The sequence below is a fragment of the Polyangiaceae bacterium genome (genome assembly GCA_020633205.1).
In the GTDB taxonomy this organism is placed as follows: Bacteria; Myxococcota_A; Polyangia; order Polyangiales; family Polyangiaceae; genus JAHBVY01.
The window spans coordinates 565,237-588,398 of the sequence record JACKEB010000014.1 but is presented as its reverse complement, the minus strand read 5'-3'; the positions used below and the strand labels follow the sequence as shown (position 1 = coordinate 588,398).

The 23,162-nt window shown below is 63.6% G+C and carries 17 protein-coding genes; 11 read left to right on the top strand and 6 right to left on the bottom strand.

Going from position 1 to position 23,162, the window contains the following annotated elements; genetic code table 11:
• Positions 1 to 41: 41 nt before the first annotated feature.
• Positions 42 to 4,211 carry a hypothetical protein gene (locus H6718_22565; protein ID MCB9588209.1) on the top strand — a complete coding sequence of 1,390 codons (4,170 nt, stop codon included), beginning with the start codon at positions 42 to 44 and terminating at the stop codon, positions 4,209 to 4,211.
• A 23-nt stretch (positions 4,212 to 4,234) separates the two neighbouring features.
• The gene (locus H6718_22560; GenBank protein ID MCB9588208.1) at positions 4,235 to 5,944 is read left to right on the top strand and encodes an outer membrane protein transport protein; all 1,710 of its coding nucleotides are present in this window, start codon (positions 4,235 to 4,237) and stop codon (positions 5,942 to 5,944) included.
• A gap of 71 nt (positions 5,945 to 6,015) precedes the next feature.
• Here the strand turns inward: H6718_22560 and H6718_22555 are convergent, their stop codons facing one another.
• Entirely contained in the window at positions 6,016 to 6,213 is a 198-nt protein-coding gene (locus H6718_22555) for a (2Fe-2S)-binding protein (GenBank protein MCB9588207.1), read from the bottom strand.
• A 349-nt stretch (positions 6,214 to 6,562) separates the two neighbouring features.
• On the opposite strand from H6718_22555, the gene bfr reads away from it, so the two are divergent.
• The gene (gene bfr, locus H6718_22550) at positions 6,563 to 7,033 is read left to right on the top strand and encodes a bacterioferritin (GenBank protein MCB9588206.1); all 471 of its coding nucleotides are present in this window, start codon (positions 6,563 to 6,565) and stop codon (positions 7,031 to 7,033) included.
• Between the two features lie 58 nt (positions 7,034 to 7,091).
• On the opposite strand, the gene H6718_22545 is transcribed toward bfr, so the two are convergent.
• The 4 genes from H6718_22545 to H6718_22530 all read right to left on the bottom strand — a co-directional run bounded on the left by H6718_22545 (position 7,092) and on the right by H6718_22530 (position 11,824).
• Positions 7,092 to 8,405, bottom strand: coding sequence for a tetratricopeptide repeat protein (locus H6718_22545; protein MCB9588205.1), 1,314 nt, complete (start codon positions 8,403 to 8,405; stop codon positions 7,092 to 7,094).
• A gap of 8 nt (positions 8,406 to 8,413) precedes the next feature.
• Complete coding sequence (locus H6718_22540) at positions 8,414 to 9,193, bottom strand: DUF4331 family protein (protein ID MCB9588204.1); 780 nt, start codon at positions 9,191 to 9,193, stop codon at positions 8,414 to 8,416.
• An 11-nt stretch (positions 9,194 to 9,204) separates the two neighbouring features.
• Positions 9,205 to 9,930 carry a DUF4331 family protein gene (locus H6718_22535; GenBank protein MCB9588203.1) on the bottom strand — a complete coding sequence of 242 codons (726 nt, stop codon included), beginning with the start codon at positions 9,928 to 9,930 and terminating at the stop codon, positions 9,205 to 9,207.
• Between the two features lie 601 nt (positions 9,931 to 10,531).
• Complete coding sequence (locus H6718_22530) at positions 10,532 to 11,824, bottom strand: DUF362 domain-containing protein (GenBank protein MCB9588202.1); 1,293 nt, start codon at positions 11,822 to 11,824, stop codon at positions 10,532 to 10,534.
• Between the two features lie 148 nt (positions 11,825 to 11,972).
• On the opposite strand from H6718_22530, the gene H6718_22525 reads away from it, so the two are divergent.
• Positions 11,973 to 13,451: a cellulase family glycosylhydrolase gene (locus tag H6718_22525; GenBank protein ID MCB9588201.1), complete on the top strand. Its 1,479-nt coding sequence runs from the start codon at positions 11,973 to 11,975 to the stop codon at positions 13,449 to 13,451.
• A 22-nt stretch (positions 13,452 to 13,473) separates the two neighbouring features.
• On the opposite strand, the gene H6718_22520 is transcribed toward H6718_22525, so the two are convergent.
• Positions 13,474 to 14,409, bottom strand: a complete 936-nt coding sequence (locus H6718_22520; GenBank protein ID MCB9588200.1) for a hypothetical protein — start codon at positions 14,407 to 14,409, stop codon at positions 13,474 to 13,476.
• 199 nt (positions 14,410 to 14,608) lie between these two features.
• Here H6718_22520 and H6718_22515 point away from each other — a divergent pair, with 199 nt between their 5' ends.
• The 7 genes from H6718_22515 to H6718_22485 all read left to right on the top strand — a co-directional run bounded on the left by H6718_22515 (position 14,609) and on the right by H6718_22485 (position 23,142).
• Positions 14,609 to 15,217 (top strand): RNA polymerase sigma factor, encoded by a 609-nt coding sequence (locus H6718_22515; protein MCB9588199.1) that lies wholly within the window; start codon positions 14,609 to 14,611, stop codon positions 15,215 to 15,217.
• Positions 15,214 to 15,945, top strand: a complete 732-nt coding sequence (locus tag H6718_22510) for a hypothetical protein (GenBank protein ID MCB9588198.1) — start codon at positions 15,214 to 15,216, stop codon at positions 15,943 to 15,945. Before H6718_22515 ends, H6718_22510 begins: the two co-directional genes overlap by 4 nt.
• A 211-nt stretch (positions 15,946 to 16,156) precedes the next feature.
• A complete protein-coding gene (locus H6718_22505; GenBank protein ID MCB9588197.1) occupies positions 16,157 to 18,403 on the top strand; it encodes a hypothetical protein in 2,247 nt (748 codons plus the stop codon).
• A gap of 37 nt (positions 18,404 to 18,440) precedes the next feature.
• Positions 18,441 to 19,670 (top strand): hypothetical protein, encoded by a 1,230-nt coding sequence (locus H6718_22500; protein ID MCB9588196.1) that lies wholly within the window; start codon positions 18,441 to 18,443, stop codon positions 19,668 to 19,670.
• Positions 19,671 to 19,760: 90 nt separating this feature from the next.
• Entirely contained in the window at positions 19,761 to 21,221 is a 1,461-nt protein-coding gene (locus H6718_22495; protein MCB9588195.1) for an amidase, read from the top strand.
• A gap of 26 nt (positions 21,222 to 21,247) precedes the next feature.
• Positions 21,248 to 21,703 (top strand): SRPBCC family protein, encoded by a 456-nt coding sequence (locus tag H6718_22490; GenBank protein ID MCB9588194.1) that lies wholly within the window; start codon positions 21,248 to 21,250, stop codon positions 21,701 to 21,703.
• 98 nt (positions 21,704 to 21,801) lie between these two features.
• Positions 21,802 to 23,142 (top strand): hypothetical protein, encoded by a 1,341-nt coding sequence (locus H6718_22485; protein MCB9588193.1) that lies wholly within the window; start codon positions 21,802 to 21,804, stop codon positions 23,140 to 23,142.
• The last annotated feature ends 20 nt before the right edge of the window (positions 23,143 to 23,162 follow it).

The following is a 23,162-nucleotide window of genomic DNA, read 5'->3' as shown; positions in this document are numbered from 1 at the left end:
AATCAGTGTTCGGAACGGCTTGCTTGGGAATGGGACGGAGTATGAAACACATGGGGGGCCAGGCGGTGGTGAACACCCCGGCTGGAGGTGGCGGTTTCCAGAAGCGCACTCGCTCCTGGCGGCGCCTCGGTCTGTTCGCCTGCGCGATGGGGTTGGGGCTCATCCCGGGCTGTAGCAACGACTTCAACCTTGATCGCCGCGCGCCGGCGCGAGGTAGCGTAGGTACCGAACTCTACGGCTTGGTTTGCGACCGCGTGGGCGCTCAGAGCCTGCGTGAAGACATCACCGGCGGTTCCTTCCACGAGATCTGTCACCCGAATCCGAACGGCGAGTACTCCACCCAGGTCAAGCGGGAGCTCCTCAATCCGCTGCGCGCCGACGCTCGAGACATCAACGGCAACTCGGTCCCGCTCGAAAAGCAGCAGGCGGACCGCGAGTACCACATCGCGCGCATCGAGGCCCTGGGGCGCCGCCGCACCGATCTAATCAAGGCCTTCGATACCGCGCTGCCTGATGTGGACATCGCCTTGCAGAAGGTGCGCAAGGCGGATGACCAAACAGACTGCAGCGTGGGGGGAGACGACGCCGCGCGTCGCGCTTTCCTCGAGGAACTAGCGGACACCTTCGCCAACTTCGTCGACCTCTACAACGACGAGACCATCCCTGCCCTCACGCGCTCGCTAGGTAACCTGATGGTCGACCTCGGGCGCGACCCCGACGCCCAAGAGGCGCTCACCCGCATGGACGCGCGCCAAGGCTATCGCCCGCTGAACGTCGCGCTGGGGGTCGCGCGACCCGCGCTTGCCTATCCTCGTTTGGGCGAGCTGGCAGACACGCTGCTCACGCTGTTGGCGTCGGACTCGGACCCCTACAACCCCGCCAACAAGATCAATCCCAAGCAAGACACCTTCTTCCAGAATCACAAGCCAGTCGTCGGCTCCGCACACTCGCAGTTCCAGGATCTGCTCACTGTTTTCCGCGAGGAACTGCGCACGCCCTCGGAGCCGGCGCAAGGGCCCCTCGGCACGGTCTACGACTCCCGCCTGGATCTCACCGCGGTCAGCCGTCCACGCACCAAGCTCGAACTTGGTCAGGCGCTGCTGCTCGAAGAGGACCCGAGCTTCGAAATCGGTCTGCCGCGCTACATCGTGGCGCGCGACGCGCGTGGGGTCGCCCTGGTCAATCGACCGCAGAACGTGCTGCCCGCGCCTTTCATCCCGGGCACCGACGGCAGCCCCGAGCTCGACGCGCTCGGCCAGTTCGTCACCCAGTCTGGGGAGCAGCCTCCGAGCCCGTTCTTTGCGGTGGGTTCTCCGGACGGCAGTCGGGATGGCTTCGGCCGCGCGCTCCTGAACCAGAGCGACCCGCTGTACGTGTACCGCGACGTGAACCGCAGCTTACTTGGGCGCGTGCTGCGAGATTTCCGGCCGCACCTCGTGAGCGTGGATGACGGTGGCAACGAGGTCGTGATGAAGCTGCTTGCCGGCTTACCGCTACTACTCGGCGACCGCGACCCCGACGCTCAGGGCACCAAGGTCTACCCGCCCGACCCTGACCGCGGAGAAGACTACACGCTCGTCGGACAGACACCGCCGAAAGATCTCGCGCAGACACCGGTGACGCTCCACTACCGCGCTTACCACGCGGAAAATTCACCGATGGCGCAGCTGGTGCACGGGGTCGGCGCGACGCTGGCCCACCCAGAGGTGGACGACGCGCTGACACTCACCCGCCAGCTGCTGCGCAAGTACCCGAAGATGGTCGCGCGCCTGGTGAAGCTCGGCATGCAGCTCAAGGCCATCGCCGACAAGCACCCCGAGGCGTTCATCCCGGAGAAGTCGACGTTCTGGGACGAGCTGATCGACGTCTTCATCCGCATGTCTCGGGATCCAGACATGCTCGAACAGCTGATCACGGCGTTCGGGGACTCGCGCACCTTCGAGCTCAAGGACACCTTCGCCGCCTTCATGAAGTTCAAGGATGAGCTGACCTACTACAGAGACGACGCCAATCCAGCGAACTACAACATCATGAACGGGCTGGACCCCTCTGGGAATCAACTCCCGGATGGCCAGCGCCTCTGGAACAACACGAAAAACGGCTTCGGCACGCTGTCGACACCAGTCGATCGCAACGCGCCGGACACCGGCTCCAACCGCAGTGGACTGCAGCGCTTCATCCAGCTCTTGCACGACGCCAAGGGCATGAGCGCCTGCACCAAGCCCGGCGCTTCCGTGAGGATTCAGCTCTTGAGCGGCGTCCTCGCGGGCGTCACCACCATCGAGTATCCCCAGGACCGCATCCCGACCACGGCGGTTTGCGCCCTCGTCGGCCAACCGGCGCCGCCGGCAGACATGCCGCTATGCGGCATCCTGCGTTTCCCCGACGTCGCCAAGCTGATCCTGGATGTCGCGCTCAACCGCGCTCAGTTCGACGTGCGGGACCCCTGCCTGCGCGCGCTGATGGACTCGAACCTCACGGTGATCGTCGGCGGCGCGGACAACTTCCTGCAGACCATCAGCGGCATCAACGGCTTCACCCTGCAGCCCACGGTGGAAGCCATCAGCCGCATGGCGTACTTCGACACGCCCTTCGAGATCTACAACCAGACCGGCGGCTTCGTTGGCACCTACGCCGGCACCCAGCATTACCCGAAGACGCGCGACTTCCTCGCTGGTGTGATCGATCCCATCCCGACCATGGTGTGTCCGCCGCTCCTTGGGTCCGACGGCAAGCCGTGGAAGGACCCTTCAGACGGCATGCAGCTCAATCTGCGCTCCTGCGAGCGGGTCGACGACTTGATGCGCTACCGCGATCAAAACGCGCTCTTCCCCCTGGGCGAATTTGGCTTCATCGAGCGCATCACTCCCCTGGCGGAGTCCTTCGCGGACAACGACATGAACGATGAGTTCGTGGACTTGTTCGACACCATGCACCTGCACTGGGGCTCGCCCGCCCAGAGCCAGGCCGAGTGCGACCCGAGCGCTCCCAAGACGGACGCCCGCTGGTGCTCTCAAGACGGCGGCGTCCGCTACGAAGCACTCCTCGCGGAAATGCTTCAGAACTCCGACCTGTTCGCTGCCTTGCGCGACATCATCCCGGTGCTCGCCACAGAGGAGATCGAGCGCTGCGAGAGCTTCAACGCGAGCGGCGAGTGCGCGACCACGACACGCAAGAACGCGATCGCGGTGCTCGGCGACGTCGCGCGGGTGTTGATCGACCCGGATCGCAACAAGGGTCTGACCGACATCAAGGGTAGCCAGAAGGTCACCCTGAACGACGGCACGGTGCGTAACCAAACCACCCCGCTCTACTTGCTCGTGGACGCGCTGAAGGGCATCGACAAAGCATTCGCCGACTACGAAGGCCAAGGGGGCAGTCCAGATACGCTCAAGGGTTGGCGCCAGGCCCGCAGCGAAATCGTCGACACCTTCTTCATCGTCGATGGCTCACCAACCGAGGCGCGCTTCCGCAACGACGCGGTGCCCGCAACCCTCGACAAGGCGCTTGGCGTGCTCCAAGCGCAGATCCACGCCCACTGCCCGAACCGCAACTTCACCACCTGTACCTGGGGTCGGGAGGAGCTCGGTCACAACGTGCAGGAGGTGATGAGCGGCCCCACGTTCGCGACGCTGATGGACTTCATCACCGCTCTCCGCGAGGATCCACGTGCCCGCCGCGAGCTCCAGCGCTTCTTGATCTACTTGATCGATGACGCCTCGGACAACGACGCGCAAACCACCACGCTGTCGTCTGTCAGCGATCTGCTCCAGGTGCTCGATGACGGCCAGAACCTGGAGCCGCTCTACAAGTGGATCTCCAAGGCGGTCGCGCCGAGCCTGGTCGACAGCAAGGGCAACGTGAAGCGGCGCTCGTCTGCGGACGCGATGATCGAGGTGCTGTCGCGCATCTTCGCGCGGGCCTACGACAAGGCGGGGGACAAGACCTGCAACAGCTATGTGGATCCCAACAAGGCCATCACCGTGCTGCTCAAGGCCTTTGTCACTCCGCCCGCAGACAACACACCGGCCCCCATCGAGACCGTCATCAGCGTGATCGCCGACGTCAACCGCAAGGATCCACGGCAAGACACCAAGTACACCGCAGACGACTACAAGAACCTCTCCAACGAAGTCAGCGACTTCTTCCTCGATGAGGGCAGCGGACTCGAGCAAGTGTACGAAGTAGTCCGCCAGGCAACGCTCAAGTAGTCGCTATCTCTCCTTCGCTTACGATGAATGCGCGTCAACTCTTAGCGCTCGGTTTGGGGGTGAGTGTGCTGTGTGGCACCGCCCGGGCTGAAGCCGCAGGTCTCTACTTCTCCGATCGCGGCGTGCGCCCGATGGGGCGCGCCGGCGCGTTCATCGCAGGCGCCGACGATGCAGGTGCCATCTGGTACAACCCAGCAGGCCTCGCAGATACCCCCACAAGTTTCCTTGCGGATTTTACCTGGCTAAGGCTCACCAGTGAGTACAAACGTCAGCTCTTGATCCGCGACGCCAGCGACACCCTGCAGCGCGTGGACTCCGCCACGGTTGAAGGCTCGACGCCGGTGCTACCGCTGCCGACCTTGATCGGCAACTACCACCTCAAGGAGCCGAATCTCTCCATCGCAGCCGGCTTCTACGCGCCATACGTTGCCCTCGCCGGCTACCCAGAGACGGTCAACGGACAGCCGTCCCCCGCCCGTTACACCCTGGGTTCGTTCAACGCCTCCACCGTGGTGTTGATGGGTGGCTGGGTTGGCTGGGCACCCACAGAGTGGCTACGCATCGGCGGCGGAGTTCAAGCACTGATGGGCACGGTGCGTTCCACCATTGCGTTCAGCGTCAGCCTGGAAGATCGTCTGCTCGGCGCTCCGGAGCAACCCGAGTACGATGCGCTGAGCCAGTTCGAGATCGGGCCGTTCATCGCCCCAAGCGGTAACGCGGGCTTGATCTTGATTCCCCACGAAAGCGTGCGAGTGGGGCTCAGCGCGCACACTCCGACGGTGATCGACTCCGACGCGAAGATCCGCGTGAGGCTGCCCTCCAGCGTGATCTTCGACGAGGCGAGCGTCGACGGAGAAGACGCTCACGTAAAGGTGAAGCTCGCCGGCATCGTACGCGCAGGCATCGAAGTGCGCCCCGTCGAGCCGCTGCGCATCGAGGCCGCTTTCGTGCGCGAAGTGTGGTCAGCCCACGACAAGATCGAGGCGACACCCAAGAACATGGCCATCATCAACCTGCCTGGTGGCCCCCAGCGCATCACGCTGCCCAGCATCGACATCCCACGCAACTTTCAGGACTCCGACAGCTACCGTTTGGGCGCGGAGTATCAGCTGCCGATCGATGACTACAAGTTGGTCACCCGGGCAGGCGTCGCCTACGAGACCAGCGCCGTGCCGGACCCTTACTTGTCCCTGTCTTCCCTGGACTTCGACAAGGTGCTCGTGACCGTGGGAGGGAGCCTCTATGTCGGCGACCACTGGCGCTTCGATGCGCTCTACGCCCACGCCTTCACCCGTCAGGTGTACGTGGATCCAGCCACCGCGAAGGTGGGACGTATCAACCCCGTGAAGGGCAACGCACCCTTCGAACCGGTGAACGGCGGAACCTACTCCGCGAGCGCAGACCTGATCGGCTTTGGCTTGCAGTACTCGTTCGACGCGCCGGAAAAGCCGAGCAAAGCGGAGCAGCCGAGATTGCGCCGAAAGCCTGAATCCGATCCGAAGGCGGCGCCCCTCACCCCCACGAACGAAGAAAAGGCCGACGACGTCGAAGAGCTCGACGACGAGTCTTTCCGCGGGGTAAAGCCTGCTGACGTGGACTTGGATGAGTCTAATGGCAAACCCAAGGGCAAGCAGCCGAGCGGGAAGCAGCCCGAAACGAAAAAGCCCAGCAGCAAGAAGCCGCTGGACCCGAAGTACCGCGGGGTAAAACCCGAGGACGTAGACCTGGATTGACTACTAGGCAGGCTGCGCTGTCAGGCAGGCTGCGCTGTCAGGCTGGCTGCGTTGCTAGGCTGGCTGTGCTGTCACGCTGGCTGAGCTAGGGGCATCAGCAAGTCGACGCCGCCCTCTTCGACTTCGCTGCGCTGGAGCTCGTCCTTCACGACGAGCTTCACCAGCGGCATGCAGCCGCCGCAACCCGAGCCGGCCTTGCAGTTTCGAGAGACCGCCCGGGCGCTCCCGCATCCATCGCGGACGCACTGGCGGATCTGTTCATCATTCACGCGGTGACAGTGGCAGACGAGCATAGGGAAAGCGGGTGTGGCGAGGGGTTAGAGGGGGCTCTGGTGAGCGCCGCGACTAGGTCCATGGACCATAACTTCTTGATAACGGATATCAATATCGCGCCGCACTTTTTCATGAGGCTGGAATGCTTCGAAGCCTCCTCGGAGTGGGAAACGGCCGCGGATCAAAGCTACTTAAGCGCCTGAACGGGCAGCCAGCAGCGCGCGCCCCGCAAAGCCAAGTGCGCGGATCCTTTGCGGTATTGACATCCCTTATCGCGAATTGGGGCTGTCATTGAGCTGTCCTACCGTTACCCTCCGGGGACACTCGAGCAGACTGGAGAGGCAGATGAAGGGCGACTCAGAAATCATCGACGCGTTGAACGAGGTACTCACTTCGGAACTCACGGCGATCAACCAGTACTTCATCCACTTTCGCATGTGCGAGGACTGGGGCTACCAGAAGCTCGCGGAGAAGAAGCGCTCCGAGTCCATCGAAGAGATGAAGCACGCGGACAAGGTGATCGCGCGCATTCTGTTCCTCGACGGCGTACCCAACATGCAACGCTACTTCCCCGTGAAGGTGGGCGAAGAGCCGATCGAGATGCACAAGGTCGACGTGGAGCTCGAGTACGAAGCGGTGAAGCGCCTGAACAAGGCGATCTCGCTCTGCCGCGACAAGCACGACAACGGGACCCGTGAGCTCCTCGAAGGCATCCTGCTCGAGGAGGAAGAGGGCATCGATTGGCTCGAGGCTCAGCTCCACCAGGTCGAGGAGATTGGCCGCGAGCGTTACCTCGCGGAACAGATCTACGGCTAGCCAGCGCCTGCGCAGCAGCGGCTAGGCCTGTTCAGACCTAGCCGCGACGCGGCGTGTGCTACTTGCAGCCTTGCTTTGCGGTGTCCCGCAGCTTGGCAATCTCCGGGTTCTTGGGGCTCGCCAAGCGTGGGTCCTTGGCGAGCTCGCAGGCGCGCTTGGTGTCCTTGTTCGCCAGGCTCGCTTCGATGGCCAAGGAGAAGGCGCGCTCCGTTGCGCGGTTCTTCAGGTTCTGCTCCGCCAGGCTCTGGGCGCGCTTCGGATCTTCTCCAGGCCCGAGATAGAACTCGCAGGCGTGGTCGGCGAACGCGAGGGGGTAGCGCTTGAGCAGCGACTCATAGCCCTGCTTTGCCTGAGCGGTGTACTTCGCAGCCTCGTCCGGGGCTGAGTCTTTCAAGAGCTCTGCAAGCACTGAAGCCGGCTCGGGGTCGCCATCGGGCTTGAGCACGCTGAGCAGCAGCTTCTTTGCTTCGTCCTTGTTGCCCGCTTCTTGCTCGAGCTCCGCGAGGTGGACGTTTGCGACGACGTACTGAGGCAGCAGAGTGACCGCCTCGCGATATAGCGGGAGCGCCTTCTCCGGCTTTCCTGCGTGCTCTGCCCACATCACGCCGCGCTGAAAGCTCACCCACGCGACGGGGAACGGCGAGACGTCCCGATATTTCCGCACGGCTTCAATGAAGGACTTGTCCGCTGCCTCGAAGTCGCCCGCCGTCATCTGCGCGACGGCGAGGGCGGACAGCGACTGGTAGCTCGGGTACTTCTCCGCGATGGCCTTTCGTTCGGCGACGATTTCATCGAGGTACTCGCCTCGCGCCATCCAGATGGTCTCCCGCTGCTTCTTGAGCTTGTCGGCTTTCGCGCCCGCCTTCTCCGCGGCGTCGAGGGTCTTCAGCGCTTCGTCAAAGCGATGCAGGGCACTGTCGACGCTGGCCTTCAGGAGCAGCGCTGCCGGCTCCTTGCCATGCTTCTGCATCGCGAGCTTGACCTGCTCTTCAGCCTGGTCGAAGTCGGAGTAGCTCCCGATGTACTGTGTGCGCGAAAGGTAAGCGCCAACGAGCGCCTCGCGAATCTGCAACACGTCCCGCTTGCTCAGCAGCCTCTCTCGGCCGTCAATCTGGGAGCTCAAGTTCCCCACGGCAATGTCTCCCGGCGTGGGCTTGCTGGTGTATGGACGCAGCGGATCGAAGGATGCGGCCGCAGGCACCATGGCACTGGCAGAGACAGGGGCCGTCGGGGCAGATGCCGAAGCCACGGCAGCTGGCTGCTGTTCATCACAGCCGGGTAAGCAACAGGTACAGAGCGACACCAAGAGCAGCAAAGCCGCCCCTCGCGGGGCGGCTTTCTCTGCGATGGTGCCTGACGTCAGGCGCTTCACGATGCTCTTTAGTTAGCTGAAGGAGCTAGGAACGGGAAGGTCGCCGTCTGGTTTCCGTCCGCGTCGACTGCGATACCGTCGGTCACCACACCTGGGGTGGCCCCCGAGAGCGCCGTATAGCTGCTGTCGATGACATCCATGGTTAGGGTGCGACCGCCGCACTCGTCCGGGAACGTGCCCGACTCAACGGCGAGGTAGACGTTGCAACTGCCCTTCGAGCTGTTGACGCGCAGGAAGTCAGCCGCCAACACACCCGCTAGGGCGTCGTACGATCCGCCCGACGCAACGAAGAAGGCTTGGTTGCCGCACATCGTGTCGAGGGCGTCGTAGTACCCCAGCGAGGCTTTGATCTCAGGCACAAAGCTGGCTGCGTCAGCAGGCGTCTTCGAGTTGAAGTCGTCCTTCGCCGCATCCTTCGCCGGGTTGTCCCCCAGCGGTTGGATCAGTGCCGTGCTCACAGCTGGACGCCCCATGCGGTCGATCTGCGCTCCAAGGGTCGGTGCCGCGGGGAAGCCGCCCCCGGTGCCACCGGTACCCGCAGTACCCGCTGAGCCAGCGCTTCCGCCAGTGCCCCCCGTACCAGCGTTGCCCGTTCCAGCTGTACCGCCGGAACCAGCATTACCGGTGCCGCCGCTACCGCCAGCGGCGCTGCCGCCGCTGCCAGCGGTCCCTGCGGAACCACTGGTACCGGCCTTGCCGCCACCGCCGCCGTCGTCATCGTCCCCACAGCCCACGAGGGCGAGACTGGAGGCCAACATCACAAGACCCGCAATATTTAGAATCTTCATGCTGCCTCCTTTCAGTTTCCGACCTGGTTCGTGGATGCCCAAACCCGCAGCTCGTCACCAGCCGCGGTGACGGGGGTCTTGTTGAGTTGGACGACGATCGACATCACGTCGCCGCCGAGGAATTTGTCCGCCGCCGGCATCGTGCCGTTCACGGTTCCTCCGAGCATCCCGACCAGTGCGTCCGAAGTGGTCGCGTCGACCTGCGGGCAGCCAGCCACCGAACTCATCGGCAAGGTTGGTGCAGCGGTCTTGACCGTTCCAATAGCGTCGCTGAAACCGTCCAGGTTGAAGAAGAACGGATCGTTGCGGAGTCCCGCGAAGACCTTCATGTCCCCGTTGGTCGAGTCGAGGCCAGCGCTAGGCGTTGGGTCACCCGACACGTAATCGATGGTGCCGTTCGGCCCCTCGAGCCAGCACTGGATGCTCGAGTTGCTCGTGAACTGACACATCACCATGTAGCTCGTGAGGACGCTCGGATCCGAGGTTTGCGGGTTTGTGAGATGAAAGGTGTAGATGACGGACGTGCTGAACGAGGAGGTGTTGGTGGCCCCAGGCACCACGTTCATCACCAAGTTGATCTTGGACGCGTCGGACTCCATCCAGGTGTAGAGGTCCGTGATGTCCGCAGCCGGATCTGCCACTGCAGCAGGCGAATCGGTGTGATCCGCTGCCCAGGCGCCGCTGGTGGCGGTTGCGAGCACCGCAACCAAGCCAGTCATTAGTAAGGGTCGCTTCATGCTTAGTGTTCTCCCATCAAAAGACGCTCCGCCACCCAACAGGCGGAAGCCACAACCCAAGCTGCGTGGTCTGCAGCTCAAGCCTATGGGGCCGCTTTCCCTCGAGCGTCCCCTCCGAATTCCCAAGGGTACGACTGGAGCCAGGAGAACGGATCAAAGATCAGCTGCGCACTCGGCTTTTGGTCGCACATTCGCTCCCACTGGAGCGCGCGCCGAGTCGCGGGGGTGGCGAAAGGCGTCAGGAGATGAGCTCCGTCTCAGCGTTTTTGCGCTGGGGCGTGTAGTTTCCGCTGCGAAAGACTGGACGCAGGAAGGAGCTGGTCCGACGCACCGGCGCCCTGATTCAATCGGGTCCAATGCATTGCGCCATTTTCTGGCGCGGCAGATTTCCACGCATGATTTGTGGGGCGGTGACTTCGCGGCGCTGTCGTTCGGTTCTCCCTTACCGCGTGCTCATGACAGCGTGCTCATGACACCGAGCGCCAGAGCTGGGTCGGCATCCACAAAAGAAAAACGGCGCCCGGTCGATGTGGGCGCCGTCTCGGAACTACGGACCTGTATGTAACAAGTGTCCAAGCGCGCATCGCTGCGCGGCCCGAGTTTATGCGCGCGCATCGCTGCGCGCTTTTGCCCGCTGGCGTGCCTGGATCTCTGGGGACTCAGCCACCGCCATGCCCAGGAGGCGAGTGCCCTCGAGCAGGTGCTTGATGCCCGTGCGGCTGAGCTCAGTCGTCTTGGTTCCCACGTCCGGGTAACCGCGCCCGTCGGCGTCCGGCTGCACGTCGTTCCAGTTCGCGAACAGGCGACCCCAGTCGCTCTCCAGGGCCTCGCGCACGCGCTTGAAGCCGTAAACAGGGTACCAGAACATGTCGTGGTAGGCGACGGAGGCGACGTACGCCCAGGGCGCGAGCCACGTCTTGAGCGACCACTCGACGGGCTTCTTCAGCGGACCCCAGTAGATGCGGTGCTGGTTCCGCGAGGCAAAGGTCATCTCCTTGAAGGGACCCTGGAAGTTCCACTTCTCGTCCAGCGCGTCGACATCACCGACGAACTCGATGTCCCGGGTGTCGCCGCAGCCGAGACCGAGGTCGTGGGCCAGGCGCACGAACTTGAGATCCTTGAGCGGATCGAAGCCCATCAGCTTGCCGGCGACGGCGTCGATGGCGACCTGATCCGACGAGGCGAGCAGCACGTTCTTGACGTGGGGGATCATGCAGCGCGGGCCAGGGCCGTCCCCCGCGAAGGTGCCGTCCATCACGGCGAACACGCCACGATGGATCTTCTTCTGGATCATCAGGAGATCGACGAGGGTCTCGTGGATCACCGGGTGGGTCCAGTGACGGTGCTCGTTCAGCAAGCCACCGAACGCGTTCTTCATCGCGCCGGTCGTGGTGGTGAAGATGTGCGTCTTGATCGTCGGCAGGTGGAGGATGTTCTCACCGATGAAGCGCTTCGGGATCGAGAAGCCCTTCGGGTAGACCTCGTTCAGGCAGAGGAACTTCTTCGTGAGGTCGCCCACGGCGTCACGAACGTCGATCCACTCTTCACCCTCATACAGGTGAACGTTGCGCAGGCCGTGCGCCTGGACCACGTCGAGCTGCTTGTTCTCACGCTCGCCGAGGTGGGCGTCGATCACCACAGTGCGGTTGTGGCAGGCGTGAATCAGGTTCGGGTCGTAGCCGTCCTGCTTCATCGCGCGGATCACGCCTTCGAGCTGCCACGGCGTGGTGGACGAGCCGGGGAAGAAGAAGTGCCAGGAGATGTTCACCTTGAGCGCGGTGTCAGCGTCCTTGGCCACCGTTTGCTGGTAGTCCGCCAGGTTCATCAAGCGGTGGTAGTCCTCGAGCACGGTCTCGGGACGAGTGCGGACGATGGCGACTTTGCTTCGGGTCATCTGCGTAAGCTCCTTGATCGGGGGGGTTGGCTACTACCATCCCCTTCCGGGCGCCAGGTCTTGACCCGGATCTCCATGAAACCTGCATCAAAACCAGGATTCTAGCGACGGATTGCCGCATTTCGGTGCCCTTGGTAGGGGCTCTAGCGTGAAGTGGAGCTTCCCAGTTTCAGCTTGTGCCCTTGCCCTTGCCTGCGTGGGCTGTGGCAGCGACGACCAGAGCACCTCTCCCCCAAAATCTACGGCGCCGTGTGGTGAGGCGGCCACCCCAGGTGTTCCGTTTGGGGTGCAGTGTGGGCAGCTGGTGGACGAGCAGGGGCGTGTCGCGTTTCTTCGCGGAATCAATGCGCGAATCGATGGCGTGTTCGATGTCCGCTTCGACGACGGGCGCGTCGCGTTGGAAGAGGTGCCCGCCTTCACCGCGGAGGACGCTCAGCAGCTGCGCGACTTTGGCTTTGATTCGCTGCGACTGCCGATCAACTGGAGCGCGATCGAACCCACGGAGACGGGCGGCTTCAATGAGAGCTACCTCGACGAAGTCGATCGCGTGGTGAAGCTGTGCGCTGATGCCGGTGTCATGGTCTTGCTCGACCTGCACCAGGACGCCTACTCGAAGGAAATTGGCGAGGACGGCGCGCCACTCTGGGCCATCGACCCCGCCCCCGAAATGCTCCTTCAAGGCCCACTCGAAGACCTGGCGGATCGCCGCGTGAGCGGCCAAGTCGTCGCGGCGTTCGAGACCTTTTTCGGGGACTCGGCGAGTGGCGCGAACCTGCGTGAGCGCTTCAGCTTGATGGCGGCTCATGTCGCCAAGCGCTTCGCCGCGAGCCCGAACGTGATGGGGCTCGAAATCTTCAATGAGCCTCAGGCTTCAGACGAAGGCATCGCCAGGCTGAACCAGATCGCCCACCTGCGTATCCGCGAGGCAGCGCCCAACAAGCTCTATGTGTACGAGCCTCCAGTCTTCCGCAACTTGACTGATCAAGCGACCCTAGCCGAGGGGCCTTTGGGAGAAATGGTGGGCTACGCGCCCCACGTCTACACCTACTCCTTCACTGCAACCGACGAGCAGAAAGCCAGCCTGGACAAGGAGAAGCTGCGCCGTTCGAACGCGAACGCGCGCAAGGAAGCCGACGCACTCAAGGCGCCGCTGATCATCACCGAGTGGGGCATCGACCCCCTTGGGGTGAAAGGTGACGAGTACCTGACCTGGCAGAGCGAGCTGCAGGAAGAGTACATGGCGACGTCGTTCTTCTGGCTGTGGAAGGAACAGAGCCAAGGGCGTTGGGGATGCTTCGATCACGACGACGCAACTGGCACCTTTAGTCCTCGCGCCAACGTAAAGAAGTCCCTTGCTCGAGTCCGACCGAGCCGGGTCGCCGGTTGGCCAAAGCGCTTCGCCTTTGATCGCACGACGGGCACTTTCGAGCTGGATTTCCAGGGAGATCCAAGCATCAAGGGACCTCACTTAATCGCGATTGCGCCGCTCCTTGGCGCCCCGCTGAGCGTGACTTGCGATGCGAAATCGGTCACCGCGGAAGAAGTCGAAACCGGCGAGTTCTCCGTGGCGTGCGGTAACGACTCCGAGCAACATCAAATCCGCGTGGAAGTGACCCCTCTGCCCTGAGTTCTTTTTTTGGGGGAGAGGGTCAAGGCTCCCTAAGCGGCTCGATGGCGCGCCAAAAGCCGCCGATAGAAAGCAAGTACGACGGGGAGCCCAGCGTCACGTTGCTGTCGAGCAACGCGATTTCCCGGGCGCGCACCAGTCCGTCAAAGCCAATCCAGAGCGCGAGCTTGCCGACGTACAGCGAGCTTCTGAGTCCCAGCTCGAACGCGGCGGAGGACACCAGGTTCGATGAAGAGTAGAGCCACTCGTTGCCGCCAGCGATCTGAACGCCAAACAGGGAACCATCGAACGGCGCCCCGTAGGCCAGACCAAGCTTGACGTCGATCAGGTGAACAGCGTCCGCGTGGTCCCCGGCATCGAAGTTCGAGCGGATCCCCTCCATCACGCTCAGGGTGAAGTGCTTTGCGAGGCCGACCCCGATGTCCAAGCGCGGGCCAATCAGCTGCGAGATGCTACCCTCCGCCGGTTCCCGGAGGAGACGCAGGCCAGCTCCGCCGGGGCCGAATAGGCGCGCTGGCTTGGCTTTGCCGAGCCTTGGCGGACCGCCGGTGTCCGGAGGCAACTGCCGGCGCTTGTCGGCGCGAGTCTTCTCCGCGCGAACTTGTCGCTCGAGGGCGTCTAGGAAATCTTCGAGAAGTCCCCTCAGGTTGGTGTTCGTGGACACAGCAAGGGGCACCGCTGGGTCACCCCACTCGATCCACGCCTTGTCGTCATCACACAGGAAGCGCAGCCGACTTGGCGCGGCCTTGTACAGGCCAGCGACGGTCAGCCTCGCCCGCGCATCCAGTTCGACTTGGTCGTCCACCGAGATGCGCTCACACTTCACCTCCAGCTTGAGCGGAGGAGTGTCAGGGTCAGGTTCTTCGGCCAAGGCCTGAGGTGCCCACACCACGGCACTCAGGCTGCAGAGCCAGGTCACCGTGCAAAAGATGCGAGCCCGCATTCGAAGCGGAACCATGGCAAAATCCACACTCACTTCCGAAACAAATCGCTTTTCTCCCGTCCGGGGTGCATCGAAGCGCTCAGAACCTCAACCTACGGCGACATACTTCAGACGGAGCCTTGCTCCAGCACCGTCGGGCTAGCGCCCCTCCAAAACCGGTGCCTGGACAGGGCCCCGAGCGGATACGCGCAGCGACTCGGATTCTGCCTTGAACGTGAAAACAGCAGAGCTCAGCCTGGATGAAGCCTCGGCGCTCAACGTCGACGCGAGCATCCGCCCGGTAGCGGCGTCGGTAGGCGCCACGTGCCTGGATGAGCTATTGCCCCTGCTCTACAAGCAGGTGCGCTCGTTGGCAGGGCCGCGGAACAACCTGGACGACTTGGTCCAAGCTGCCGCGGAGCGAGCGCTCAAGGCGCTGCCCAACTTCGAGGGGCGCTCCGCCTTTTCGACGTGGACCTACTCCATCGCGTACCGCACGGTGCAGGACCACGATCGCTGGTACCGACGCTGGACGCGGCGCTTTGCCTATGAAGATCCAGAGTCCGGCGTCGAGCCAGAGTGCCCCAAAGAGGGCACTGAAACGCGAGTCCTCCAGGCGCGGCGTGCCAAGCGCCTCTACCACCACTTGGAAGCGTTGCCTGCACACAAGCGTGCGGTCATCGTGCTCCACGACTTAGAAGAGCTCAGCGTGCGCGAAATCGCAGAGATCACCGACTCGGGCGAGGCAACCGTGCGCTCCCGCCTGCGAGATGGGCGGAAGAAGCTCGGAGAGCTCCTGGCGGGCGATCCGCTCTTCAACCCGGACACGGAGGAGCAGCCATGAGCGACTATCAAGCGCGTATCGCTCTGGCGCGGGACGCCTACCAGGCCACCCAACCCACGGCTCAGCAACTCGCGGCTGGCACAGTTCGCGTCCAAGCACAGCTCGCGAACCCCGCAAACCACATGCGGCGCTTACTCCAGTTTCTGGGCGGCGGCGCGTTGCTCGGCGCGGGACTCTTTGCTGCCGTGAGCAGTACGCCGAACGAAGGCGTTCAGGCGGCAGCGCTAGGCTCCGTGGGGCAGACGGAAGCCGCTCCCTCGCAGCCTTCCGCTGGCTCGGCCAAGCTCGGGCTGCCTCAAGGTTGGCTGCAGCCGATGCAGGTCGACTCGGATGCGCCCAGCGCTGACGTTGGCACCGCTGGTCCTGCTGCTGCGGTTCCACCTGAAGTTCGTGGGGCGCGTCCCCTGCCCAAGGACCCGGCGCGCGAAGCGAAGGCAAAGACAGGCAGCGCGGCGTCCGACGTCAGCACGCCCCCAGACTGGAGTCAGGTCTCCGCTGCCCTGGCGGCAGGCGACTCGGACAAGGCCGACCGCGTGCTCCAAGGACTCGCGACGAACGGAGATGCTGACACCCGGGCCAAAGCGTTGCTCGGCCAGGCTCAGCTCGCGCTATCCCGAGGTGATCGCGCGGAGGCCAAGCGCCTGACCCGCGCCGCGGCCAGCGTCCCCGGCGCGAGCCAGGCCGTGAAGGACAAGGCCCTGCGCTGGGCCGCTCGGGCGTCGCTGTAGTTCGGCGCCGCGCCGGACTGGTCGTCACGGCCGTGCTTCCGGGTGTTCTCTCGCTAGCGCAGTGCCAGAGAGCGCGCTGCTGCGCCCGTCGCGTCGAAGCGCGAGCCCATGTTTTATTCCGTGTGGATTCAACAGACTGCCAACCTCGTTGCGCATGCTCCGAGCGCAAAAGCGAACACCCAGCAGTTGAGCGAGCGGCGACTCAGCTCTCATGGTCATATCCTCCAGGAAATTGGTCGGCGCCTCACTGTTGGTCACCGGTGGACTTCTCACGGCGGCGTGCCTCGACAGGCCGGTCAGCCCGTTGAAGCCCCAGACGACGAACTCCGTCGTCTTCTCGCTACGTCAGGAGACCATCGACAAGATCGATCTGCTGTTCATGATCGATAACTCGTCGTCGATGGGGGACAAGCAGGACATGCTGAAGCGCGCCATACCCAAGCTGGTAGGGCGCCTGGTGAACCCTGCCTGCGTGAGCGATAGCGGGGACCGTCAAACCATGGCCACTCCGGATGCCGCGTGCCCGGATGGCTACCGGCGCGAGTTCAAGCCGCTCGAAGACATCCACGTCGGCGTGATCACCTCGAGCGTCGAACTCGGGCTGGTGCAAGGCGTCTGCAAGGACGAGGGCTCCAACGACAACGCCAAGCTGATCGGGAAACTTCCCCGCGGTAGTCACATCGCGACCTACCAAAACAAGGGTTTTCTGGCTTGGGACCCCAAGGGCAAGCTCGATCCTCCGGGGGAAGCCGATGCAAGCCGACTGATCGAGAACGTTCAAGAAATGGTGACCGCAGTTGGCGAAAGCGGTTGCGGCTTCGAAGCATCCCTGGAGGCCTGGTACCGATTCCTTGTGGATCCAGAGCCGGCACATGCCTTCAGGGACGTGGGCGGGGAGCCGCGCCCAGACTTCGTGGATGAGGACCTGCTCCAACAACGCCGAGACTTTCTGCGGCCCGATTCATTACTGGCGTTGGTGATGCTCACCGACGAGAACGATTGCTCGGTGGTGCCGAAGTCAGGGGTCAAGGACCTCGCCTCCGACGACCGCATGCCGCGCGCCTCGAGTGCGTGCAGCACATCACCGGATGACCCCTGCTGCTACAGTTGCACCGACGCCGTCCCCGAAGGCTGCCCGGCAACAGACGTCGAGTGCAGCAAGGGAGAGCGCCTCAGCGAGAGCGACGATCGGCTCAACCTGCGCTGTTTCCAGCAGAAGAGCAGGTTTGGCGTCGACTACCTGCACCCCATCCAGCGCTACGTCGACGGCTTGACTCAAGAGCAAATCAAGGACTCTTCGGGACGCATGGTCAGAAATCCACTCTTCCCCGAAGCCGTTCAGGGCGGCTTCGTGCGCACTCCGAAGACGGTGTTGGTGGCAGGCATCCTGGGCGTCCCCTGGCAAGACGTCGTGACCACTGACGACACCTGTGCAGGCGAGGCCGGCTGTGAGTCCTCGTTGCCCTTGGGTGCACCGGTCAGCTACCTCACCGCCGCTGAGCTCGCCGCACAGAAGCGTTGGGGTATGATCCTCGGGGATCCGGAGACGGGCGCACCAGCGACCGACCCGCTGATGTGGGAGAGCGTCGAGGAACGCACGGGGTCCAATCCGGTGCTCGGCGCGCCGCTGGTCCCCGCCAACTCTGGCGGCACGCCAAGCTCGAACCCAATCAACGGACACGAGTGGAACATCGCCGAGAAGAACGACTTGCAGTTCTCCTGCATCTTCCCCCTCGCGCAGCCGCCAGCAAAGGCCTCCGAGTGCAAGACGGAGCAGTTCGATGGCCAGGACTTGGACAAGCCAATATGCGAGCAGCCCGATGGCTCCTACACCACCCAGCAGACCTATGGTCGGGCGTTTCCCACACGCCGAGAGCTAGAGGTGCTCGCACAAATCGAGGATGCCGCGGTGCTCGCTTCCATCTGCCCGAAGGAAGTAACTGACGAAGATAGCCCAAGCTTCGGCTACTCTCCGGCGGCGGAAGCCATTGGCGATCGAGTCAGCGGCTTGCTCAACGGCAAGTGCTTACGACGGGAGCTCGAGGTGACCCCAGACGGGGTGTCTTGCAAGGTCGTGGAAGCAACGCGTGAAGACTCGTGCAGCTGCGACGCGGGCCGAGGAAGGCGAGCGGTGGCGAGCGACCTGGATAAGGTCGTGCGCGGACAGCTGAAGGACAACCAGACCTGCGGCGCGGATACGGGCATCGAATGCGATAGCTATTGCCTGTGCGAGATCGAGCAAGCGCGTGATGAAACACTCTCCGCCTGCTTGAGCGAGGACAACGTGGAGGGCTTCGGTTGGTGCTACATCAACGAGGAGGCGACGCCCGAAGGCGAGCGCTTCGTGCGCGATTGCCCCGCTGATCGCAAGCAGCTCCTGCGCTTCGTTGGCGACGACACACCAAAGAACGGGGCAGACGTGTATGTCGCCTGTCGGGGTGTGCCAACCAACGAGTGACTTGCGCAGACCTCCGACCCGGTGGACGCTTCATTGAATGAAGTGGCTTGGCTTGGTCGGAGGCGTCCTCGCGGGGGCGCTAGTCGTTGGGTGCGGTGGTTCAGAGTTCAGCAGCGCAGGTGACAGCGGCGGCACGGCGGGTAAATCAGCCGGTGGCAGCTCGGCTGGTGGCAGCTCGGCTGGTGGCAGCTCGGCTGGTGGCAGCTCCGCAGGGGGCAGCTCAGCTGGCGGCAGCTCAGCCGGAGGTGTCGGTGGGAGCGCGGGGAGTGCTCCCGGCGGCGCTGGTGGGAGCGCCGGTTCGTTTCCTGGAGGCAACGGTGGCGGACCTGCCACCGGTGGCACCGCCGGGATGGCAGGCAGCGGAGGCACGATGGGCTGCGCCATGGAGTGCGGCGCCGGGCAGTACTGTGACGAAGACACCAGCATGTGCGTGAGCTGTTCGACGATTGGTGGGCGACTGCGTTTTGGCGCACCGACGCGCTTGCCGCTCAATAACTCCACGGGCGTTGACGAGCGCTTCCCCCGCATCGCGGACGACGGAACGCTGTGGTTCGCTCGGGGCAACGGTGACGGTGACTACTCGATCGTGAACATCTCGCCGCCATACAGCGGGGCGCCCAACGTGCAGTACACGAGTGGCAGCGGCTACATTCCGCGCGGCATCGATGGCGAGGGCTTGCAGTTCAGCGCGGCGTTCGATAAAAAGGTCATGAACGGCACCCGCAAGCTGGTTGGCGTGGATGACAACGGGCAGCTGAGCGATTTGGGAAGCCTCAATCAGGTCGCTGGCGGCGGCGTGTCGACGCTGGACCACAGCATCGCGGTTGGTGGGGGGCGCGTCTGGTGGATGAGCGATCGCCTGGTGACGGGACAAGCGGGTGGTCCGCACCTTCACACCGCGCAGCCTGGCATCGTGTTCAACATCGCGTTCGTGCCGCTCGTGCTCGAAGACGGCTGTCATGCACAAGGTCGCGACCTGACGCCATGGGCCGGTAAAGCGGGCAATATGCTGCTCTTCTCGGCGCAGCCGCTGTCGGAAGACGCGTCGTGTCCCTCCAGTACCGACGGCGTGCCGAAGGACCTCTATTGGACGCTGATGGGCAACGACGGAAAGCAGGTCGGACAGGCGAAGCCAATCGAAATCAGCGATGGGGTCTTGGACGACACAGAGCCAGCCCTCTCGCCGGACCTTTGCACGATCATCTACGCGCGCAGCGAAAATGGGGCGACGGAAGGGCACGACCTCTACACCGCCACCCGTCGCTAGCCTGAGCTGCACCCTCACCCCCAAAAACCCTTGAGTTGGCACCGTGGGCGCTTGAGCAGGGGGCCGCGTCGGGTCAATCTCCCGCGTCCAATGACCGACCCCCGCCTCGCGTCCGCATCGGAGCTTGCCGCACGTATCCGCTCTCGCACCCTGACTTCGAGGGAAGCTGTCGAGCTTCATATCGAGCAGATCGAACGCACCAACCCGCAGACCAACGCGGTCGTGAAGAAGCGCTACGAAGCCGCGCGCCAAGAAGCGGAGACGGCGGATCTCAAGGTGCAAAGCGGCGAGGAGTTGCCGCCGTTTCACGGCGTGCCGTGCACCATTAAAGAGTGCTTTGCTTTCACGGGCATGCCTCAGAGCTCCGGCCTGGTCGCGCGGCGCGACGTGATCGCGGAGGCTGACGCGACCGCTGTTTCACGTATCCGCGCGGCAGGGGCGATACCCCTCGGCGTGACCAACACCAGCGAGCTCTGCATGTGGATGGAGTCGGTGAACAACGTCTACGGTCGCACCAACAATCCCTACGACGTCGGCCGCATCGTCGGCGGGAGTTCAGGGGGTGAGGGAGCGGTGATCGCCTCCGGCGCTTCGCCGTTTGGTCTCGGCTCTGACGTGGGCGGCTCGATCCGCGGACCGGCATTCTTCAACGGTATCTTCGGTCACAAGCCGACCGGCGGGCTGGTGCCCAACACCGGACAGTACCCCAACGCCCACGGCGCCATGCGCCGCTACTTGTGCACGGGTCCCATGTGCCGACGAGCGGAGGATCTGATGCCGCTGTTGCGCTTGATGGCCGGCCCAGACGACGAGCACCCCGAGTGGGTATCTCGGGACAGCCTGGGAGATCCAGCGGCTGTGGAGTTCACCGGGCGCACGCTCTTCTCCATCGAAGATAGCGGGAATTTGCCTGTCTCTGACGAACTTCGCCGCGCACAGGCGCGTGCAGCGGATCACCTGAAGAGCCTCGGCATGCAGCTCCGGGAGATCAAGCTCCCTGCCCTACGGAAACAATTCGACATCTGGTCTGCGATGATGGGCGTCGCCACTGAGGTGCCGTTTGGTACCCTGCTCGGGGACGGCGAACCGATCAATCCACTCCTGGAGATGCTGAAGTGGACGCTGGGGCGCTCGAAGCACACCTGGATGGCCACAGCCTTGGCGCTAACGGACCCGCTGCCTCGCAAGCTGCCGGGGCTGGCAGAACGGATGATCGAGCTTGGGCTGCAACTCCGACAAGAGGTCGAGTCACTGCTCGGCGACGATGGACTCTTGCTGTATCCCTCGTATTCGGTGACGGCGCCGCCCCACAAGCTGCCAGCGCGATGGGCGACGCGGCTGCACATGCCGTGGTCGTACATGGCAATCATCAACGTCCTCGAACTCCCAGCGACCCAAGTCCCGCTCGGCTTGGACAGCCAAGGTCTACCGCTCGGCGTGCAGGTGATTGGCGCACCGCTGAAGGACCACCAAACCATCGCTGCAGCGTTGGAACTCGAGCAGCGCTTCGGCGGCTGGCATCCGCCGCACCTGGCACGGCTAGCGTCCTGAGTCCGCACCGCACATACTCGGCGCCGATGGCTCGCTATCAGCGCAAGGTGATCTTGAAGTGCACGCCGAGCTTCGCGTTCGCGTTCGTGAGCGACTTCCGCCACACCGCCGAATGGGATCCGCTGGTCCAACGCGCGGACCTGCTCACTCCGCCACCAATCGGACTCGGCAGTCGCTTCTTGCTGACGAATCGCTTTCCGGTTCCCGATCTGCCTTACGAAATCGTCGAGTTCCAAGCGCCGAACCGACTGACGTTACGTGGCGAGACTTCGTCCTTTCGCTACCAAGACTCGATCGGATTCGAGGAAGCGCGGGGTGGCACCCGCGTGAGCTACAGCGCTCAACTCGACTTCAAGGGCTTCTTCAGGCTGGGAAGCCCGATGTTGGCCCTGATGTTCCAGCGCATTGGAGACGACGCCCTGCGCGGTATCGAACAGGCGGTGAATCGCGCCGCCCCAGCCGAGAGCGCGACAGCGGCCTGAGGAGCAACCGTCGCGGAAAAGGCAGGTCTGCCGGGGAAGTGAGCAGTGCACCGAAATCCTCCTAGGGAAGAGCAAGTGCCACTAACATCCGCCGCAGTATGCCGCGCATCACTCCCGACGACGTCCGCGCCATCGCGGACATGGACGACCAGCCCGTCCTGCGGAACCTCCTGATCACCCAGACCTACGCAGACATCTCGAGCGAGCTCGGCAACCTCGTGGGGCGGAGGAACCTCAACTGGTGCACCTACGCCACCTGGGCCTCCAAGACGGCTGGCACGTTCATCCGTGAAGACGAGGTGCCCAAAGCACTACGCACGCTCATCGAGCGCGCCGAGCACAAGAGCGCCTATCAGCGGAACCCGCGCGAGCAGGTCATCCACGAGTGCCGCAACAACCTGATGGATCGCAAGGCGGAACTCCAGCGCGCGCTTCGCCAGGTGGACCCAGCAGCGAAGCTGGAAGAGGACCACGCCGGTTTCCTCGGGGCAGCGGACGATGTGATCCATGAGATCGCCGCGTACATCCGCACGGGCAACAAGATCGTGTTCGCGGAGCTGGGCGGTGCATTCGCCGGCTTCATCCAGACGTTTGGTGGAGACCGCACCCGAGACGACGCAAAGCTCCAGCGCTTCTTGGAGCGCTTCGACCCTGGGCCCACGCTACCAGACGACGTACGCCGCACACCCGGTGGCCTCGAGAGCGTGCAGCGTGGTGGTCAGAGCCTGCTGAGAGAGTCGATGAGTCACTACTACGAGGCGATGTTCGAATCGGACCCTAACCGTAAGGCTGAACAGTTGCTGCTCGCAAACGCTCAAGGCGGCCTTCACGAACAGACCAGACTCCAAACGTATATCCAAGGCTCCTTGGAGGTCCCGGTGAAGGAGTTCGTCTACGCCACGAACCATCGCTCGCTCGCGCAGCGCCTGGACGAACGCGTCCTCGGTCGCGCCCATGTCATCCTCGACCGCCTGCTGAGTCCGATCACCGACGACTTGCTCAATATCGCTCGCGAGCTGTCCACGGAGCTCTTGATGACCATGCCCCTGCCAAACGGCACGCTGCGTCTCGGCGAAGACATCCCCGCGGCGCCGGGTATGGGTCTATGGCCAATTGACTTGGAGCGGCTCGAGAATGACGAGCTGGTTGCTGTCATGCGCCAGTACGGCGCCTACGACGCGCGAGAGCTTGGGCTGGGGACACGAGATCGCTTCGAAGGTTGGCTGAACCGCACATTGGTCTGGTTGGCCAACGTGACGCCGGTGGCCCAAGGCACCGCGGCCAAAGACTGGGCCCAACTTTCCCAGCGCATGCGCTTCATCTTCGAGTATTTTCGCTCGAGGCAGCAGGACGCGGCGCTGTTCGCTGCGCCGTTTTCTGCTGTTCAGGAAGCTTCGATCCGTGACCGACGGTTGCCTGATTTGATGAGCGGCCTCTGAGGCGGCGCTGGAGGATTGCT

Bases quoted from the DNA above. Each gene is read 5' to 3' on its own strand.
- H6718_22505 (MCB9588197.1), top strand. From the start codon at position 16,157: ATGGTCATATCCTCCAGGAAATTGGTCGGCGCCTCACTGTTGGTCACC.
- H6718_22490 (MCB9588194.1), top strand. From the start codon at position 21,248: ATGGCTCGCTATCAGCGCAAGGTGATCTTGAAGTGCACGCCGAGCTTC.
- H6718_22530 (MCB9588202.1), bottom strand. From the start codon at position 11,824: ATGACCCGAAGCAAAGTCGCCATCGTCCGCACTCGTCCCGAGACCGTG.
- H6718_22535 (MCB9588203.1), bottom strand. From the start codon at position 9,930: ATGAAGCGACCCTTACTAATGACTGGCTTGGTTGCGGTGCTCGCAACC.
- H6718_22500 (MCB9588196.1), top strand. From the start codon at position 18,441: ATGAAGTGGCTTGGCTTGGTCGGAGGCGTCCTCGCGGGGGCGCTAGTC.
- H6718_22485 (MCB9588193.1), top strand. From the start codon at position 21,802: ATGCCGCGCATCACTCCCGACGACGTCCGCGCCATCGCGGACATGGAC.
- H6718_22565 (MCB9588209.1), top strand. From the start codon at position 42: ATGAAACACATGGGGGGCCAGGCGGTGGTGAACACCCCGGCTGGAGGT.
- H6718_22495 (MCB9588195.1), top strand. From the start codon at position 19,761: ATGACCGACCCCCGCCTCGCGTCCGCATCGGAGCTTGCCGCACGTATC.
- bfr (MCB9588206.1), top strand. From the start codon at position 6,563: ATGAAGGGCGACTCAGAAATCATCGACGCGTTGAACGAGGTACTCACT.
- H6718_22510 (MCB9588198.1), top strand. From the start codon at position 15,214: ATGAGCGACTATCAAGCGCGTATCGCTCTGGCGCGGGACGCCTACCAG.
- H6718_22560 (MCB9588208.1), top strand. From the start codon at position 4,235: ATGAATGCGCGTCAACTCTTAGCGCTCGGTTTGGGGGTGAGTGTGCTG.
- H6718_22520 (MCB9588200.1), bottom strand. From the start codon at position 14,409: ATGGTTCCGCTTCGAATGCGGGCTCGCATCTTTTGCACGGTGACCTGG.
- H6718_22540 (MCB9588204.1), bottom strand. From the start codon at position 9,193: ATGAAGATTCTAAATATTGCGGGTCTTGTGATGTTGGCCTCCAGTCTC.